This window comes from Spiribacter vilamensis (genome assembly GCF_004217415.1).
Taxonomy (GTDB): domain Bacteria; phylum Pseudomonadota; class Gammaproteobacteria; order Nitrococcales; family Nitrococcaceae; genus Spiribacter; species Spiribacter vilamensis.
The window spans coordinates 840,398-856,926 of record NZ_SHLI01000001.1; the positions used below are offsets into that span (position 1 = coordinate 840,398).

Below are 16,529 nucleotides of genomic sequence, written 5' to 3' on the forward strand. Positions count from 1 at the left end.
GTCCGATGAGCCGTAGCCGCAAGGCCTGTCTGATCATTGGCCTGATTGCCGGAATACCCGCCACGGCAAACGCCGAAACGGATTTCGGGTCGTGTCTCGATAACCTTCGCGATACCGCCCTCGAGCGCGACATATCGGCGCAAACCGTCGACCGCCTGCTCTCGGACATCACGCCGAGCGAGCGTGTTATCGAGCTCGACCGGCGCCAGCCGGAGTTCACCACCACTCTGCACGACTATCTCGCCGCCCGCGTCAATCGTGGCCGCATCAAGCGGGGGCGGGAGCTGCTCCGTGAGCACGCCGATCTGCTTGGGCGCATCGAGCGCGAGTATGGCGTCCCCGCCCGCTACCTGGTGGCGTTCTGGGGACTCGAGAGCAACTACGGGCGAACCACGGGCAACATGTCGACCGTGCGCTCACTGGCAACCCTCGCCTGTGACCGCCGCCGCGGCGATTTCTTCCGCGCCGAGCTGATCGATGCACTCCACCTGGTCGACGACGAGTCACTCAGCGCCGAGCAGCTGCGCGGGTCATGGGCGGGTGCGCTCGGCAACTTCCAGTTCCTGCCAAGCGTCTACCGCCGCCACACCGTGGATGCCGATGGCGATGGTCGCACCGATTTGTGGGAGAGCCTCCCGGATGCCGCCGAATCGGCGGCGAATTTCCTTCGCGCACGGGGCTGGCAGCCTGAAGAGCGCTGGGGGCGCGAGGTACGCCTGCCCGAGGGATTTGATTATGACCTCGCCGAGACCGAGCGCAGTGTGACCGACTGGCGCCGTGCCGGCCTTCGCCAGGCGAATGGCGACGCGTTGCCGGCCGCCGATCTGACCGCCCGGCTGATCATCCCCGCCGGTGCCGCGGGCCCGGCGTTCCTGGTCTATCCGAATTTCGACGTGATCATGCGCTGGAACCCCTCGCGCTTCTATGCCCTGTCCGTGGGTCGGCTCGCCGACCGCCTTGTCGGCGCCCCGCCGCTCTACAACCCGCCACCGGATCATCCGGCGCTGCACGTTGACACGATCGAGGCACTGCAGACAGCGTTGAACGAGCGCGGTTTTGACGCCGGCACTGCCGACGGACGGCTCGGGCCGCAGACCCGTGCCGCGATCCGCGGCTTTCAGACACAACAGGGCATGACCCGCGACGGTTATCCCGACCCCGCCGTACTCAACGAACTCGGCATTGATCGACAAGAGGGCTAGAACCATGTGGAACAAACTGATGAGCCGCTGGATGGAAATGGCCACCTGGTGGCTCCCGAAATCGGAGAATGACGGGTCGCCTGAAAATGCCGCCCCGTCCGAACCGGCGCCCGACCGGGAATCCGCCCCGGCAACCAATCCGGAGCCGGACGCAGAGCCTGCCCCGGAAGCTGCCGCCGCCGAAGCCGCCGCTCCCGCCGAGCCGGAGGCGGCGACGGCGACGGCGACGGCGACGGCGAGCGACGATCTCACCGCCATACGCGGCATCGGCCCGGCGATGCAAAAGCGCCTGGTGGCCATGGGGATCCGGACCCACGCCGATCTCGCCGCCGCCGATGCGGATACGCTGACCGAGCGCCTGAAGGCCGACAAGGCGGTGGTATCCCGCGCCCAGATCGAGCGCTGGATCGAGTCGGCCGGGAGCTGATCGCAGGGCTCGCAACAGTAGCGACGGGGGCGATAAACTGTGGCGTTCTGATCTCGCCACGGAAGGATTCCACGATTTATGTCCACCAGCGTCGCATCGGGTAGCGAGCCGCTCAGTGCCTTTCATCACCAGGATGGCGATCGGCTATGGGTGGATGCCGATCAGGGCAGTCGATTCGCCAAACAGGTAGCGGGCGACCATAACCCGCTGCATGACGTGAAGGCGCCGCGGTTCTGCGTGCCCGGCGATCTGCTGTTCGCCCTGATCACCCATCGCTACGGCCTGTCACAACGCTTCGCCCTCTCCTTTCGGGGCATGCTCCGGGCCGGTACGCCGCTGGTGTTCCCGCCACGCTCCGGCAGCGAATTCGCCATCGCAGGCGACGACGGACGCGAGTACGTCCATGTCACCCACGACACTCCGCTGCCGAGCGACGAGGCCGCCCGACTCGCCCTCATCCGTGCCTATGTCGGGTGCTCGGGAGAGACGTTTCCTGATCGCCTCTGCCCACTGCTCGCCGAGGCCGGGGTCATGTTCAACCCCCAGCGACCGTTCCTGGTCTACGACAGCATGGCGCTCGATCTCGAGCGCGCCCCCGGTATCGACGTCGCGGTCAACCCGCAGGACGCCTCACTGACGGTCAGCGGCAAACGCGCCGATGTGCGGTTCGACTATCGGATCGAGGATGGCGAGGGCGTGATCGGCCATGCGGCCAAGTGGATGGTGGTGAGCGGTCTGCGCGCGTACGACGACGAGGCAATGGCCGAGGTTATCGACGCCTATCACGCGCGCCGCCGGGAATAAGCCGGGCGTAGATATCCCCCGAGCCGGCCGCCGCGGCATGGTCGGTCAGCCAGTCGCGCAGGGCGTCTGCGGTCTGCCAGTCGGACAGGGCCATGCGCCGGCGCTCGCCAATGGTGACGTTGTAGCGATAGTCCCCCAGCGATTCGAGGCGATCGAGGCAGGCGCGGGCCTGGTCCTCGCGGCCCGCCACGTACTCGAACGAGAGCGCCGGTAACGCCTGCTCGAGTCCCTCCAGTACCGCCAGCTCGGCGCCCTCGACATCGATCTTGCAAAAGCCCGGCACGCCGTAGCGGGCGATCAGCGTCTCGAGGGTGATGAGCGGCACCGTCACTTCGCGCTCCCACTCCACGTCGGCGAAGGATGAATTGCGCTCGCCGATACTCGCGCGCCAGTCGGCATCGAGACTGGCGAGGGTGGGATGCCGATCGCTGAGGGCGAGCCGCGCCTCGCCGGTGGTTGCCCCCACGGCATCGCCGAGCACCACGGCATCGGGATAGCGACGCAGTCGCCAGGCGAGGAACGGCCGCAGTGCGGGCTGGGGCTCGAGCGCGATCACCTGCGCGCCGAGTGCGGCAAACGCCTGGCTGCGATCCCCCAGGTGGGCACCGATATCGAACACCGGCCGACCCGGTTCGATCAGCGGCTGGTAGAACCGGCGCAGCGCCGGCTGGCGCCAGGGCGCGGCATAGATGAACATCGAGCGGCCAAGGCCGATCATCTGACGGATATTCATTGCCAGATCGTCACTCCCGTCCAGATGGCGCCCGCCGCGATGACACTGCCGAGCCCTGCCCCGACCAGCCAGCCCATACGCCCGCGGGCGATGCCCACCGCCAGTCCGAGCTTGACGGCGGTGTTCGCCATGGCCGCGATGATAATCCCCTGCTGCGCGACGGTCGCGCTCAGCCCGCTGGACGCCATACGCGACAGCGACAGGGTGATCGCATCGACATCGGTCATGCCGGAGACGAGGGACAGCAAATAAACCCCCGCATCACCGGCATAGCGACGCAGCGCCTCGCCGGCCATCATCACCACCGCCAGCAACAGCGCAAAGCGAAGCGCCGTCTGCAACTCGAAGGGCTTTGCCATCGGTGTGCCGGTTGCGCCCTCGCCCCCCGACCGGGCCCCGAAGGCGAGAACGAGGGTGGCCGTCGCACCGACAACGGTAATAATCGCCACGGGCACGTAGAGCCCCGGCAGCAACGACGGCTGGATCGCGCCCACCAGGACGAGGATGCGCGGGAACATCGCCGTGCTCGCCATCACCACCGCGGCGGCGAACAGCGGCTGATACTCGCGCTGGCCGCGCGCCGCCCGTGACAGGGTAAGCGTGAGCGCGGTGGACGAGGCGAGCCCCGCGAACAGGCCGGTAAAGAGGATCCCGCGGCGGGGACCGCCGAGGCGCACGGCGAAGTGGCCGAAAAAGCCGATGGCGCTGATCAGCACCACCATGATCCAGAGCGTGCGCGGGTTGAGCGTGCCCCAGGGGCCATAGCCCTGGTCGGGGAGCAGCGGGATGATCACCGCGGTGATCAGTGCCAGCTGCAGGATGGCCCGCAGCTCGGTGGCGTCGACGCGCCGCAAAAGCGCATGCAGGCGGGGCTTGAACCCCAGGATGGCGGCGGTGATCACGCCGCCCGCCATCGCCAGCAGTGGCGCCTCGAGGGTGGCCAACGCACCGAGCAGGAAGGTCACGAGCGCCGCCACTTCGGTGGTGATGCCGCGATCCTCGTCGTCACGCAGACGCCGGCGATAACCGATAATCAAAAGCCCGGCGACGGCGGCGAGCGCTACCGGCACCAGCACCGGCCCGACACGCTCGCCGATCACACCGGTGATGCCGCCGGCAAAACCGATCAGCGTGAACGTGCGCAGTCCCGCGACGCGCCCGCCCTCGGTCACCTCACGCCGCTGCCAGCCCCGCTCGAGGCCGATCACGGCGCCGATGGCGAGGGCCACCGCCAGTGCCAGCCAATGCCCGCTGTCCGTCATTGCGTTATTCTGACGCGTATTTCCACGGTGGACACCCCCGATGCGCAGACTCTGGCTGATCGATGCAAGCTACATCCACGCGAACAATCTTGCACTGCTGGGCAACCAGCGGCGCATCGATTACCTGCGTCTGCGTGAACTCATCGAGCGCGAGCTCGGCCCGCTGTGGCGTGGCTATTTCCTCAATTCAGCGCAGGACGAGCCCAACGAGGGCCGTGACCGCTTCCATAACTGGCTGCAGACTGCCGCCCCTCACGGTCCCAACCTGATCGTGAAGCTCTACGGTCTGAAGAGCGAGCGCGTGCGCAATGCCTGGTGTACGGATTGCGGGAGCAAGGTGGATCTGCACTGTCCCCACGGCAATGGCCATCATCGGCTGTTCAACCAGCGCCAGATGGGTGTGGATGTCGGCCTCGCCTCCCTCGCGCTGATCCACCGCGATCGCTACGACAGCCTCGTACTGTCATCCGGCGACGGTGACCTGCTCGACGCCATCGAGCATCTCTCGGAGTTCGGCAAGCGCATTGAGCTCGCGGTGTTCAGTACGGGCGTGGCGACGGATCTCCAGGCCCGGTCCGACCGGGTACTCTGGCTCGACGACCACCTGCCGGCCCTGACGGGTGAGGATGGCCCGGTGGTATCGACGCCTTAGTTAACCGTCGGTAGTTATCCGTCTGTAAAAACGGCGTCGATAGTCGTTGCCGTGAGAAGACGGCCGGACCACGTTCGGATGTTTGCCGCACTGGCTTGCTCGACACGCTCGCGGTAGGGCGCGACCCCATTCGGACCAAACCTCTGCTCGAGCTGCCAAAGCAGCAGTCCGGCTTCGCCTTCATGACGGCCCTTCTCTTCGCCCTGCTGAATCCACTGCTCTGCGGCGGTCATCACCAACTCCTCCGCCCGATCCGGGCGTGCGCGCTCAATTGCCTGTTCAACATCTTGTTTGGTAAGTGGACCATAAGCGGCAACGATATACACCAGTAATGGCTGCTCCAAGGGATGGCCTGACGGCAGGCCTTCGAGCAGTGCCTTAACGAGTGCATCGTGTGGTGTCGGGGGTTGGTTGGTCATAACCTGTTAATCGCATCGGGACAGAGCCAGCACGGTATTGCATCGCCATCGTGTGAAATGCGAACTGATTCATTAATGGCGGACACTGCGTGGCGGCGGTGCTGTAGCGGTTGCTGGAAAGCAAGTTTGGCGCAGACGATATAGGCGGTGTTCCAGGGTTACCGAGACTGAGCACAGGTGAAGATTGAACGCCGCTGTCAGCTTTTCCCAACCCTTTGCACACGGTCCATACACACTGATCGATGTGTACGAGGGGTGTGCAAAAGGTCAGGAATAGGTGATAACTCCCCGAGAATGCTGCGGCTTCCGCAGCGTCGATTAACCAGACAGGAGGTTTGTGCCATGCGATTGAACTACGATCCGGATACGGATTCGCTTTACATCCATCTGGTTGAGCGAGCGTCAGTCGAGAGCGATGAGGTGTCGCCTAATGTCGTGCTCGATTATGATTCCGCAGGCGTATTGGTAGGCATCGATATTCAAAACGCCTCGTCGCACGCAGAAATCGATCGTCTTGTCGCCGAGCATCTTCCGCTCAAGGCGCTAAACGCCGCTTAGCGCGGGAGAAAGCGCCTCGGCTCTCTCCCGCCCTGCGAGGCAACTAGCCGTTGCCCGGGTGCCGCTTCGGCGTCGCCTGGTCCAGCCGTGGGTGCTGGCTGCGGAAGCGCTCGGCGAGCGTCCCCGGCGTGGTCTCCTCGGCATCCAGCGCCATCAGCGTCTCGGCGACGACGTGGGTGCAGGCGAGCACGTCCTTCGTGCAACCACTCTCGGAGATGGTGTGCATGTTGCGGATGGGCATGCCCACCGAGGTGGCCGCACAGTCGACGTTACCGAGCACACCGGCCATGCCGTCCGTGCCGGTATCCGGTCCCACGGCGTCGCGCTGGAGCGGGATGCCCTTCTCGTTGGCGACGGTCTCGATGCGGCGGTTGAGCTGCTCGCTCACGATCGCCCCCACGCTCATGGTGGCGCCCTTGCCCATGGTCACCGGCGACATACGCTTGTCACCGATTCCGGGGGCCGCCACGAAGTCGTGATTGACGTCGACACCGATGATCGCATCGGGGCGCATCTCGCTGACCAGCACGCGGCTACCGAAACGGCCGATCTCCTCATAGGTGGCGGCGGCGAAGAGCATGCGGATGTTCGATGCACCGCCCGCCTCGGCGACGAGCCGCGCCGATTCCGCCGAGACGAAACAGCCAAGGCCGTTATCCAGGTAGGCACCGTAGAAGGTATCCGGGCTGAACCCGGGCCGGATCGGGCGGTTCATGAGGATGCTGTCACCGGGGCGGATACCCAGATCCTCCACCTGCTTTTTCTTCTCCTCGCCGTGGAGCTGAAGCTCGACGTAGAGCTGCTCCTTTTTCACGCCCTGCTCACCGGAGCGGACCTTGGGATCGGCGAAATGGATGGCGCCGAGGGCCTCCACCGTGCCGCCATCGAAGCGGCGGTAGGCGCCCGGGGCCTCGGGATCCTCGCTGAAAATGCTCACTTCGTGGCCGATCAGCGTGGTGGGCAGGAACGAATCGCTGTTGATCCAGACCTTGCCGTCCTCGCCGATGCTGCGCACCTGCATGCGGATCTTGTCAGCATGGCCGATTACCATGACGGTGAAAAGATCATCCCGACCCGGATGGGTATCGAGCACGACACCCGCATGGCCCTTGAAATTGTGCACGGCGGCACCCTCGGGCGCGATACGCTCCATGTGGGGGCGCAGCACGCCCTGGGTCATGGCCGCCTCCATGCCGATGGGGCTCGGCGCGGCGAGGATGTCGTGGATGAACTGGAACTGCTCGTCAGGCATGGACTCGGTCCACGGCTTGGCGTGATCGGCCATAGAATGGCTCCCTGTTGTTTAAGGTTTGACTGTCATTGCCTAGCATAACGCCTCGTCAGCATCAGGAGCAGCCCGTGGTCGGACCCCCGGTCGAAATCGTTGCCGTCTCACGCCGGCCTGCCGCCCCCCACCGAGCGCTCTGGTACGGGCCGTGGGGGTGTCTGTTGCTGATCGGTGATGCCCGGAGCCTGCAGCGGACGGTTTTCCAGGGGCCTTTGCCACGGGCGGAACGAACGGCCGAGCCCCTGCCGATGCCTTGGGGCGGGCACAAACCGCTGCGGCTGCTGTTACGCGGCACCGATTTTCAGATGAGCGTCTGGCGGGCGCTGACCGAACTCCCCCGGGGTACATCGGTCAGTTACACAGACCTTGCCGCGCGTATTGGCCGGCCCCGCGCCATCCGTGCCGTTGCAAGCGCCGTTGCCGCCAACCCGGTGCCGATGCTCCTGCCCTGCCACCGGGTCATCCGCCGCGACGGCAATACCGGACAATACATCGGCGGCGCGGCGCGCAAGCGCCGGCTGCTGGACGACGAGAACGGCCACAGGAGCCTGTCGACATGTTTCTAGAACGCCCCGCTGCGAGCCATGATGCCGGCCTCGCGCAGCTGAACGCCTTTATCCCCCATGCCGGCGCGGACTATGCGCGCTGGCGCAATCACGACTTCGGCCCCGAGGGCGATAACCGCGTCTCGGCGATCTCGCCCTGGCTGCGGCATCGCCTGCTGCTCGAGGAGACGGCCGTCGACGCCGCCATCGACGCCCACGGCCTGGATGGCGCCGAGAAGTATGTCCAGGAGGTGTGCTGGCGGACCTACTGGAAGGGGTTCCTGGAGCGCCGGCCGGTGCACTGGCACGACTACCGCGCGGCCTGCGACGAGGCGAACGAGCAGGTCGCCAAGGACCGTCGGCTCGCCGCCGATCTGGACAAGGCCCTTGCCGGCGAGACCGATATCGACGCCTTCAACTTCTGGGTCCACGAGCTGCGCGACACCGGTTATCTCCACAACCACGCGCGGATGTGGTTCGCGAGTATCTGGGTGTTCACGCTGGAGCTGCCCTGGGCGCTGGGCGCGGACTTCTTCCTGCGCCACCTGCTCGATGGCGATCCCGCCTCGAACACGCTCTCATGGCGCTGGGTCGCGGGCCTGCACACACCCGGCAAGCCCTATATCGCCCGCTCGTCGAATATCAACAAGTACACCAACGGCCGGTTCAATCCGGGCTATCTCATCAACACCCAGGTCTCGGCGCCCGAGGGCATCGAGCGCCCGCCGGTGGGTCCTGCACCGCTCGCGACGGACTGGCAGGTGACGCCGACTACTGGCCTGCTGATCCACGAGGATGATCTGCTGCCGGAGTCCCTCTTCGGCGAGCGCGACTGGCCCGTGGTGATCGCGGTCCAGAGCACCGACTGGCGCAGCAGTGGCCCGGTCGCCGATCGTGTGCGCGATTTCGCCCGCGACGGGCTGATGGACGCCCTCGCCCGCAATCCCGGCAGTCAAACCGTCGGGCCCATCGATCTGGCGTCGGCCGACGGGTTGACGGCGGTCCGCGATGCCGCGGCCGCGGCGGGCGTCGATCAGCTGCTAACGCCCTATGTCCCCACCGGTCCCACGGGGGATGCCATGGCGGCGCTGGACACGGTGCTCGAGGCCGGTGGCGTAACGCGGCGGACCGCGCTCCGCGACTGGGACGCGCTCCACTGGCCGGCATCGACCGCCGGGTTCTTCCGCTTCTGGAAGGCGGCGCGGCCGCTTATTGTGGAGCGTTAGTGTAAGGCAGTTGATTAAGGACATGGCGTAGGGCACTGATACGCGCCTCTTTCTTGTCGTCGGTCTCGATCACCGTCCAGGGGGCCTCGCGCGTATCCGTCGCCCTGAACATCCGCTCACTGGCGGTGGTGTACTCATCCCATCGCCGCAGGGCCTCAAGGTCGATGGGGCTCAGTTTCCAGCGCTTGAGCGGATGGGCCTCGCGCGCCTCGACGCGCCGCAGCTGCTCCCCGCGGCTGATCGAAAACCACAGCTTGATCAACCAGGTGCCGGAGTCCACGAGCAGCTTCTCGAACGCCGGCGCCTGCTGCAGGAAGCCCTCGTACTGCGCCTGGGTACAAAACCCCATGACCCGCTCGACGCCGGCGCGGTTGTACCAGGAGCGATCGAACAGGACGATCTCGCCGGCCGTCGGGAACTGCTCGACATAGCGCTGGAAGTACCACTGGCCCTGCTCCACGCTCGTCGGTTTATCTAGCGCCACCACCCGCGCCCCGCGGGGATTGAGATGTTCCGTAAAGCGCTTGATCGCCCCGCCCTTGCCGGCGGCATCCCGCCCCTCGAAGACGATCACGATGCGCTGCCCGGTGGTTTTCACCCACCGCTGCAGGCTGAGCAGTTCGAGCTGCAGATCGTGTTTCTGCTGCTTATATGTGGCGTTATCCATACGGAGAAAATCCTCTGCGGCGATTAAGTGTCGTCGGTGGGGTGAGTATGAAAGAATAAGCGCAATAAAAACGACTCCCAACGAAAGAGAGAGGCCCAATCATGAGCACCTACCAGGTCCCCGCCGACGGCGCGCCGATCACGCTGGAAAACGGCGTTCTGAACGTCCCCGACAACCCGATCATCACCTATATCGAGGGTGACGGTATCGGCATCGACATCAACCCGGTCATGCAGCGCGTCGTGGATGCCGCGGTCGAGAAGGCCTACGGCGGCAAGCGCAAGATCCACTGGATGGAGGTCCTCGCCGGCGAGAAGGCCAACAACGAGGTGGGGGCCTGGCTGCCCGACGAGACCGTCGAGGCGATCCGCAAGTACCTGATTTCCATTAAGGGCCCGATGACGACGCCGGTGGGCGGTGGCATCCGCTCGCTCAACGTGGCACTGCGCCAGGTGCTCGATCTGTATGTCTGTCAGCGGCCGGTGCGCTGGTTCAACGGCGTCCCCTCGCCGGTGAAAAACCCGGACAAGGTCGACATGGTGATCTTTCGCGAGAACACCGAGGATATCTACGCCGGGATCGAGTTCGAGGCCGGCTCCGAGGAGAACGAGCGCTTCAAGTCGCTGCTCGCCGAGCATTTCCCGTCCGCCCACGCCAATATCCGCTTCCCCGACGAGTGCGGCTTCGGCATCAAGCCGATCTCGCGTGAGGGCACCGAGCGGCTGGTGCGCGCCGCGATCCGCTATGCCATTGATAACAACCGCGAATCGGTGACGATTGTCCACAAGGGCAACATCATGAAATACACCGAGGGCGCCTTCCGCAGCTGGGCCTACGCGCTCGCCGAGCGCGAGTTCGCCGACGAGACCTACACCTGGTCGCAGTGGGAGCGCACCGTCGCCGAGAAAGGCCAGGAAGCCGCCAACGCCGAGCAGGATGCCGCCGTGGCCGCCGGCCGGATCCTGGTCAAGGACTCCATCGCCGACATCACCCTCCAGCAGGTGCTGCTGCGGCCGACCGACTTCGAGGTCATCGCCACGATGAACCTGAACGGCGACTACCTCTCCGACGCGCTCGCCGCACAGGTGGGCGGGATCGGCATCGCCCCGGGCGGAAACATCAACGAGCAGACCGGTCATGCCGTGTTCGAGGCCACCCACGGCACCGCGCCCAAGTATGCCGGCCGCGACATGGTCAACCCGGGCTCGATCATCCTCTCTGCGGAGATGATGCTGCGCCACCTGGGCTGGGGCGATGCCGCGGATCTCATCCTCACCGGGATGGATGCGGCGATCGCCAGCAAGCACGTCACCTACGACTTCGCCCGCCAGATGGACGGCGCCACCAAGGTGAGCTGCTCGCAGTTCGGCGAGGCGATGATCGAGCGCATGCGGGCCTGACCCGCGAGTGATCGGCACGGGCCGCGGAGCGCACCATGATCGATAGCCACCCCCGCTATCAGCAGGTCGCCACTGCGGCCCGCTGCATTCACGACGGGTTTCTGGAATACAACCGGGCGTTTCGCGAGATCACCGCCCGCGCCGGTCGGCGCTTCGAGGAGCGTGACTGGAAGGGCCAGATGGCCGACATCGCCGCCCGCGTCGAGCTCTACGAGCTCTGGGCGGGATGGACGGTCGAGTCGCTGCGCACGGCGCTCGGCGATGACCTCGCCAACGCCGACTACTGGGCCGAGGTGCGGGAGTGCTTCGGCCTTCGCGTTGAGGCCGTCCCCGACGCCGGGTTCATGAAGACCTTTTATAACTCCATCACTCGGCGCGTATTCGGCACCCGTGGCGTTAACGCCGCCGTGGAGTTCGTGCAGCCACCGCCCGAGGAGGGCATCGAGTCGCTGACCATGCGGCGCTACCCGTGCTGGAACGACCTCGATCAGGCCTGCAGCCGGGTCCTAGAGGACTTCCGCTTCCAGCGCCCCTACATCTCGATGGAGGCCGATGCCCGGGGCATGGCGGCCACCATCCGCGAGCAGTTGGGCACGGATCACAGCGATGCCGACTGCCTGCGCTTCGAGTTCATCGACTCGCACTTTTTCCAGGGCACACGGGCCTATCTCGTCGGGCGCATGCGCCTGATCGATGGCGTCCGGCCCATCGTGGTCGCCCTGCGCAATGACGATGAGGGCATCGCCGTCGATGCGGTGCTGCTGACCGCCGACCAGGTGGGGGTGGTGTTCTCCTACACCCGCTCATACTACTTCGCCGATCCCACCTCGGTGGTGGCTGCGGTGCAGTTCCTCCACGGACTGCTGCCGGACAAGCCCATCGACGAGCTCTACACCGTGCTCGGGCGACTGCGGCAGGGCAAGACCGAGCGCTACCGCCAGCTCATGCATCATCTCAACGACACCGATGACGCCTTCGTGCATGCCGCCGGCGATGCCGGGCTGGTGATGATCGTGTTTACCCTTCCCTCGTTCAATCTGGTCTTCAAGATCATGCGCGATATCTTCCGGCCGCCGAAGACCACCACCCAGGAGGATGTGCACCAGAGCTATCGGCTGGTGTCACGGCATGACCACGCCGGGCGGCTGATCGACACGCAGTTCTTCCGCAACCTCGAGCTGCCCCGCTCGCGGTTTTCCGAGGCCCTGGTCGAGGAGCTGCAGCGCGAGGCACCACGGACGGTGGCAATCAACGGCGAGCAGCTGGTGTTCGCGCATGCCTATGTCGAGCGCCGGGTGCGACCGCTCAACCTCTACATCCGCGAGGTGGACGAGACCGAGGCGAAGCGCGTCATCCTCGACTACGGGCGCTGCCTCAAGGACCTGGCCGAGACCAACATCTTCGCCGGGGACCTGTTGCTGAAGAACTTCGGGGTCACCAGTTCGGGGCGAGTGGTCTTCTATGACTACGATGAAGTGATGCTAGTCAGCGACTGCAGCTTCTACGAGCTGCCCGAACCGGATGATGACTTCCCGCTCATGGACTACGGCACCACCCGGTTCGTGGGCGCGCACGACATCTTTCCCGAGGAGTTCATCCGGTTTCTCGCCATGCCCGCGTTCCTGCGCCAGACGTTCCTGGCGGAACACGGTGACCTGCTGACCGCCGAGTACTGGCGTGATATCAAGCGCCGGCGGCTCGCTGGCGAGGTGGCGGAGATCGTGCCCTACGCCCGCCAGAGCATCGCGCCGCAACAGATCGCGATGTAACCCCCGTCTCGATCAGGTCTCGCCGGTGGCCGCCTCCGCCGCCTCGGGCGAGATCTCTCCCTGGCGCAAGAGCTGATTGACCGACTGACTCATGGTCTGCATTCCGCTCGCCTGCCCGGTCTGCAACGCGTTGGGGATCTGCGCCAGGTTGCTGTCGCGGATGAGGTTACGGATGGCGGGGATGGCCATCATGATCTCGAATCCGGCCACGCGCCCGCCGCCCTCGCGCTTTAGCAGCGTCTGCGAGATGACCGCGAGGAGAGACTCGGCGAGCATCGCGCGGACCTGGGCCTGCTCATCGCCGGGGAAGGTATTGATGATCCGATCGATGCTGCTCGCCGCCGTGCGGGTGTGCAGCGTGCCGAACACCAGATGGCCCGTCTCCGCTGCGGTCAGTGCCAGGCGGATGGTATCCGGATCGCGCAGCTCGCCGACGAGGATGACGTCGGGATCCTCGCGCAGGGCCGCCCGCAGCGCGTGCCGTACATCGACCGTGTGGTGGCCCACCTCGCGCTGGGTGATCAGCGACTGGTTGGACTGATGCACGAACTCCACCGGATCCTCGATGGTGAGGATGTGCTCGGGGTACTGGCGGTTGCGGTGGTCGACCATCGCGGCGAGCGTCGTCGATTTGCCGGATCCCGTCGGCCCGGTCACCAGGACCAGCCCGCGGCTGCGATCGGAGATCTTGCGGATGATCTCCGGTGCGTTCAGCTCTTCGAGCGAGGGGATTTCCTGCGGGATGGCGCGCATCACTACGCCGGGGCCGTTCAACTGCTCGTAGACGTTGACACGGAAACGCCCTGCTCCCTCGACCTGCAACGCGAAGTCCACCTCCTGATGCTGCAGGTACTGATTCTGCTGCGCCTCGTCCATGATCCCGAAGAGAGCCTTCTCAAGGGCCTTGTGGGTTATGGCCTCGTCAGTAAGCGCGCGCAGATCGCCGTCGACGCGGATGGTCGGCGGGCCGCCGGCTGCGACGTGCAGGTCCGAGGCGCCCTGGCGGACGGCATCGACGATAAGGGCATTCAGGTCCATGGAAACGGCTCCGATAGGGAAATACAATGAGACGTTAGCAAGTGTGGTGGCGGAGTGTAAGCTTGGGCAGGCAGAGTTGATCGCGTATCGATGCGAAAAAAGCTCGGGCATCATTAGACAGATCAAAAAAGCGCGTAGAGGCTCCTGGGAATGAGAACAGCCACAATGACTGGACATTCAGGTTTCACACTCATCGAGCTCGTGGTCGTCCTGATCATCCTCGGTGTTCTCGCGGGCGTTGCCGTGCCGCGGTTTAGTGACTTGACGGATCGCGTTGGGTTAGCTGAGGTTCAGACGCAGGCGCGAGCTATCCAGACGTACAATAGGATTAACGTACTCAAATGCCAAAGTAACGGGTTGAGATGTACTAACCTGACGGAGACTGGTACTGATAATGGCGGCGCATGCAAGCGTAATGCCGATGATTTTTTCCTGAGCGAAGACCTTAGTGGATGGGAAGAGAAGTACGGGATTGAAACAATAGAAAGTACAAACAAAACTGAGGAAGAACGGAGGAAAAGGATGGAGGAATTAATAAATAATGATAACAAAAACGTCACTAGCGAGGCGGCACTGTTTACGCTTACTCGGTATGCAGACAGAGAGAATCCGAACGAATTTCCTCGAGAACTACCCTGCGCTATCTACAAAAGAAAATGATCTGGTGCACTATTTCCCCGAATTGCACAATCTGACATGCGAAACCCAGCGAAGCACCTAAAACATATACATAGGCAACCAAAGCTTTGCTAATGTAAAACCAAACAATGTCCTTTTCAAAGCGCTGCACCGAGAGCTACGCGGGCTTGCGTCTGATCAAAAGCAAACTTGCCCTGCATGCCAGCGCCGCGCAAAAGCGTGGAAGAGGCGTCCTGAAAGGTATTAGGATAAATGAAAAAATGGTCAGTCCATGCTTATTGAGCCGGTTATTACCCCAAGGGTACTCGTGAGGATCACGATATTGCTGTTCCAACCGCTGAGAATGCAGATGAGCTCGAGTGCTCTCTAGCGCAAAAATATCGAGCGCGATCCGTGATTAGTCTGCTAAATAAGTATGCGACGGCGGCGGATAACCTAACCTTTGGTTAAAAGGTGCCGAACACTAAATTTCCAATGCACTCCATCAGTTCAAAACCAAATCTGGAGCTGTGGAATTGAAAACATTCGGACGTGAGGAGTTGTTCCGTCGAATGAAGTAATCAAGGGTACTGTAGCGATCTCTGTGCTCATTGCCGCTGACCGTCACAAATCGACTACGGTCATGTTGACCAACACCGCGTGCGTAGGGGACATGTTCGCAGGTGAACAGTGCTCGTCACTATACCGCCGACCGTGTGGTTGTTAGTGGACGCCCGGGTTGGAAGCCGGTGTGGCGGTAAGCCATATCCGCTGCATGCGGCCGGATTCGACTCACCATAGCCCTTTCGGCGATACACTGAACCGGCCAAAGTCGCCATAGAGTAAGGCCGTCGCTGGAATGCGAAACGCGCCGATGGTACAGTCCAGTCTCCGGTTAAGATGCCGTGTCCGCGAAAACCTATTTTATTATCAGGAGAATCAAATGGAAAAAGATATAACTGCCGACAGGTCGAGGTACAGCGCCGCCATCGCACGTCGCCAGAGGGGCTTCACGCTCATCGAGTTGGTCATCGTGCTCGTGGTGCTCGGCATTCTGGCGTCGATTGCTGTCCCGCAGTTTACGGGTCTACAAGATGATGCGAGGCTCAGTGGTTTAGCAACAACGCTGTCCGGTGAAGCGACTGTCCAAGCCAGTAGGGCGGCCATTAGCGGGGAGACTTTTTCACCTACGGACTTATCCAACGGATCTGTAGCTGATTATGATGGTGATAATTTTTCAGTAGATTCATTTGACCCAGACAATGATACATGCAGCGGTGTATCGTTTACTGCCGCGGCTACAAGTGGAACTGATGGTGCAATTGTTTCTGAAGATGTATGTGTGACATTTACTGAATAACCGTGTTGAGTCTCAATCGCTCTACAGGAGGAGCCGGCTCACCGGTTCCTCCGACTGATCGTTGAGTACCGGATAATTCTATAGCCTCAAGGAGCCGTCCTCTGTGCCTGGCATGAAAGGTGCGACGCACATTGGCAAGTGAAGAAAACGGTGAAAATCTGGCAGGTCTGTGAAAGTTTCTGCTTATGGGCTTTTTTCTTGGTTTAAGGCTTCGACGACAAATCGTTCGTCAGATTGGAAAGCGAACTGTGTCTTGCAGCACGCTACTGGACCGGCGATCGATTCCACCTCGTCTGAACAGTCCGCAGTGCCAGATAGATCAGTTTGATCGCCGCCTCATCGCTCCAGAAGTGTCGTTTATTCAGCACCGCCTCACGCACTTGGCTGTTCAGCGATTCGATGGCGTTGGCGGTATAGATAATCTTGCGAACTCCCGGCCAGAAGGCGAAGAGCGGAATAATCTCCGACCAGCGTAGTTGCCGGCTCACTACTTTCGCCCCCTGCGCCAATGTGGTCAACATCTCATGTGACACCTACAAAGATAACGCCTGAATATTAAAG

Annotated in this window: 18 protein-coding genes; 11 read left to right on the plus strand and 7 right to left on the minus strand. The window is 63.3% G+C overall.

Annotated features, from left to right (window positions below; all coding sequences use genetic code 11):
• The first annotated feature begins 5 nt into the window (after window positions 1-5).
• The 3 genes from EV698_RS04185 (at window position 6) to EV698_RS04195 (ending at window position 2,433) form a co-directional block, all read left to right on the plus strand.
• A complete protein-coding gene (locus EV698_RS04185) occupies window positions 6-1,202 on the plus strand; it encodes a lytic murein transglycosylase (RefSeq protein WP_130502878.1) in 1,197 nt (398 codons plus the stop codon).
• Window positions 1,203-1,221: 19 nt separating this feature from the next.
• A complete protein-coding gene (locus EV698_RS04190) occupies window positions 1,222-1,629 on the plus strand; it encodes a DUF4332 domain-containing protein (RefSeq protein ID WP_144114321.1) in 408 nt (135 codons plus the stop codon).
• Between the two features lie 78 nt (window positions 1,630-1,707).
• Window positions 1,708-2,433 (plus strand): DUF3581 family protein, encoded by a 726-nt coding sequence (locus tag EV698_RS04195; RefSeq protein WP_130502880.1) that lies wholly within the window; start codon window positions 1,708-1,710, stop codon window positions 2,431-2,433.
• On the opposite strand, the gene EV698_RS04200 is transcribed toward EV698_RS04195, so the two are convergent.
• Window positions 2,399-3,166, minus strand: coding sequence for an FkbM family methyltransferase (locus EV698_RS04200; protein WP_130502881.1), 768 nt, complete (start codon window positions 3,164-3,166; stop codon window positions 2,399-2,401). The two genes, EV698_RS04195 and EV698_RS04200, sit on opposite strands and share 35 nt — an antisense overlap.
• Complete coding sequence (locus tag EV698_RS04205; protein WP_130502882.1) at window positions 3,163-4,428, minus strand: MgtC/SapB family protein; 1,266 nt, start codon at window positions 4,426-4,428, stop codon at window positions 3,163-3,165. The genes EV698_RS04200 and EV698_RS04205 overlap by 4 nt, the downstream gene beginning before the upstream one ends.
• 40 nt (window positions 4,429-4,468) lie before the next feature.
• Here EV698_RS04205 and EV698_RS04210 point away from each other — a divergent pair, with 40 nt between their 5' ends.
• Window positions 4,469-5,080 (plus strand): NYN domain-containing protein, encoded by a 612-nt coding sequence (locus EV698_RS04210; protein WP_130502883.1) that lies wholly within the window; start codon window positions 4,469-4,471, stop codon window positions 5,078-5,080.
• 14 nt (window positions 5,081-5,094) lie between these two features.
• Here the strand turns inward: EV698_RS04210 and EV698_RS04215 are convergent, their stop codons facing one another.
• Window positions 5,095-5,499: an RpnC/YadD family protein gene (locus EV698_RS04215; protein WP_130502884.1), complete on the minus strand. Its 405-nt coding sequence runs from the start codon at window positions 5,497-5,499 to the stop codon at window positions 5,095-5,097.
• Window positions 5,500-5,841: 342 nt separating this feature from the next.
• Between EV698_RS04215 and EV698_RS04220 the strand changes: the two genes are divergently transcribed.
• The gene (locus EV698_RS04220) at window positions 5,842-6,057 is read left to right on the plus strand and encodes a DUF2283 domain-containing protein (RefSeq protein WP_130502885.1); all 216 of its coding nucleotides are present in this window, start codon (window positions 5,842-5,844) and stop codon (window positions 6,055-6,057) included.
• A gap of 43 nt (window positions 6,058-6,100) precedes the next feature.
• On the opposite strand, the gene EV698_RS04225 is transcribed toward EV698_RS04220, so the two are convergent.
• Window positions 6,101-7,342, minus strand: a complete 1,242-nt coding sequence (locus EV698_RS04225) for a M28 family peptidase (protein WP_130502886.1) — start codon at window positions 7,340-7,342, stop codon at window positions 6,101-6,103.
• 74 nt (window positions 7,343-7,416) lie between these two features.
• On the opposite strand from EV698_RS04225, the gene EV698_RS10355 reads away from it, so the two are divergent.
• Window positions 7,417-7,911 carry a methylated-DNA--[protein]-cysteine S-methyltransferase gene (locus EV698_RS10355; RefSeq protein WP_207220495.1) on the plus strand — a complete coding sequence of 165 codons (495 nt, stop codon included), beginning with the start codon at window positions 7,417-7,419 and terminating at the stop codon, window positions 7,909-7,911.
• On the plus strand, window positions 7,902-9,116 hold the full coding sequence (locus EV698_RS04235) for an FAD-binding domain-containing protein (protein ID WP_130502887.1): 1,215 nt from the start codon (window positions 7,902-7,904) through the stop codon (window positions 9,114-9,116). The genes EV698_RS10355 and EV698_RS04235 overlap by 10 nt, the downstream gene beginning before the upstream one ends.
• Here the strand turns inward: EV698_RS04235 and ppk2 are convergent.
• Window positions 9,100-9,783 carry a polyphosphate kinase 2 gene (gene ppk2 / locus EV698_RS04240; protein ID WP_130502888.1) on the minus strand — a complete coding sequence of 228 codons (684 nt, stop codon included), beginning with the start codon at window positions 9,781-9,783 and terminating at the stop codon, window positions 9,100-9,102. The genes EV698_RS04235 and ppk2 overlap by 17 nt on opposite strands.
• Before the next feature lie 101 nt (window positions 9,784-9,884).
• Between ppk2 and icd the strand changes: the two genes are divergently transcribed.
• Together icd and aceK are read left to right on the plus strand one after the other, a co-directional pair.
• Window positions 9,885-11,183: an NADP-dependent isocitrate dehydrogenase gene (gene icd, locus EV698_RS04245; RefSeq protein WP_130502889.1), complete on the plus strand. Its 1,299-nt coding sequence runs from the start codon at window positions 9,885-9,887 to the stop codon at window positions 11,181-11,183.
• Window positions 11,184-11,218: 35 nt separating this feature from the next.
• The gene (gene aceK / locus EV698_RS04250) at window positions 11,219-12,952 is read left to right on the plus strand and encodes a bifunctional isocitrate dehydrogenase kinase/phosphatase (RefSeq protein ID WP_130502890.1); all 1,734 of its coding nucleotides are present in this window, start codon (window positions 11,219-11,221) and stop codon (window positions 12,950-12,952) included.
• Window positions 12,953-12,964: 12 nt separating this feature from the next.
• Here the strand turns inward: aceK and EV698_RS04255 are convergent, their stop codons facing one another.
• Window positions 12,965-13,990 (minus strand): type IV pilus twitching motility protein PilT, encoded by a 1,026-nt coding sequence (locus tag EV698_RS04255; protein ID WP_130502891.1) that lies wholly within the window; start codon window positions 13,988-13,990, stop codon window positions 12,965-12,967.
• Window positions 13,991-14,155: 165 nt separating this feature from the next.
• Here EV698_RS04255 and EV698_RS10430 point away from each other — a divergent pair, with 165 nt between their 5' ends.
• Together EV698_RS10430 and EV698_RS10435 are read left to right on the plus strand one after the other, a co-directional pair.
• Entirely contained in the window at window positions 14,156-14,650 is a 495-nt protein-coding gene (locus EV698_RS10430) for a type II secretion system protein (RefSeq protein WP_207220496.1), read from the plus strand.
• A gap of 901 nt (window positions 14,651-15,551) precedes the next feature.
• A complete protein-coding gene (locus EV698_RS10435) occupies window positions 15,552-15,968 on the plus strand; it encodes a type II secretion system protein (protein WP_130502893.1) in 417 nt (138 codons plus the stop codon).
• 263 nt (window positions 15,969-16,231) lie between these two features.
• Here the strand turns inward: EV698_RS10435 and EV698_RS04270 are convergent, their stop codons facing one another.
• Window positions 16,232-16,456: a transposase gene (locus EV698_RS04270; protein ID WP_165385715.1), complete on the minus strand. Its 225-nt coding sequence runs from the start codon at window positions 16,454-16,456 to the stop codon at window positions 16,232-16,234.
• Between the last annotated feature and the right edge of the window lie 73 nt (window positions 16,457-16,529).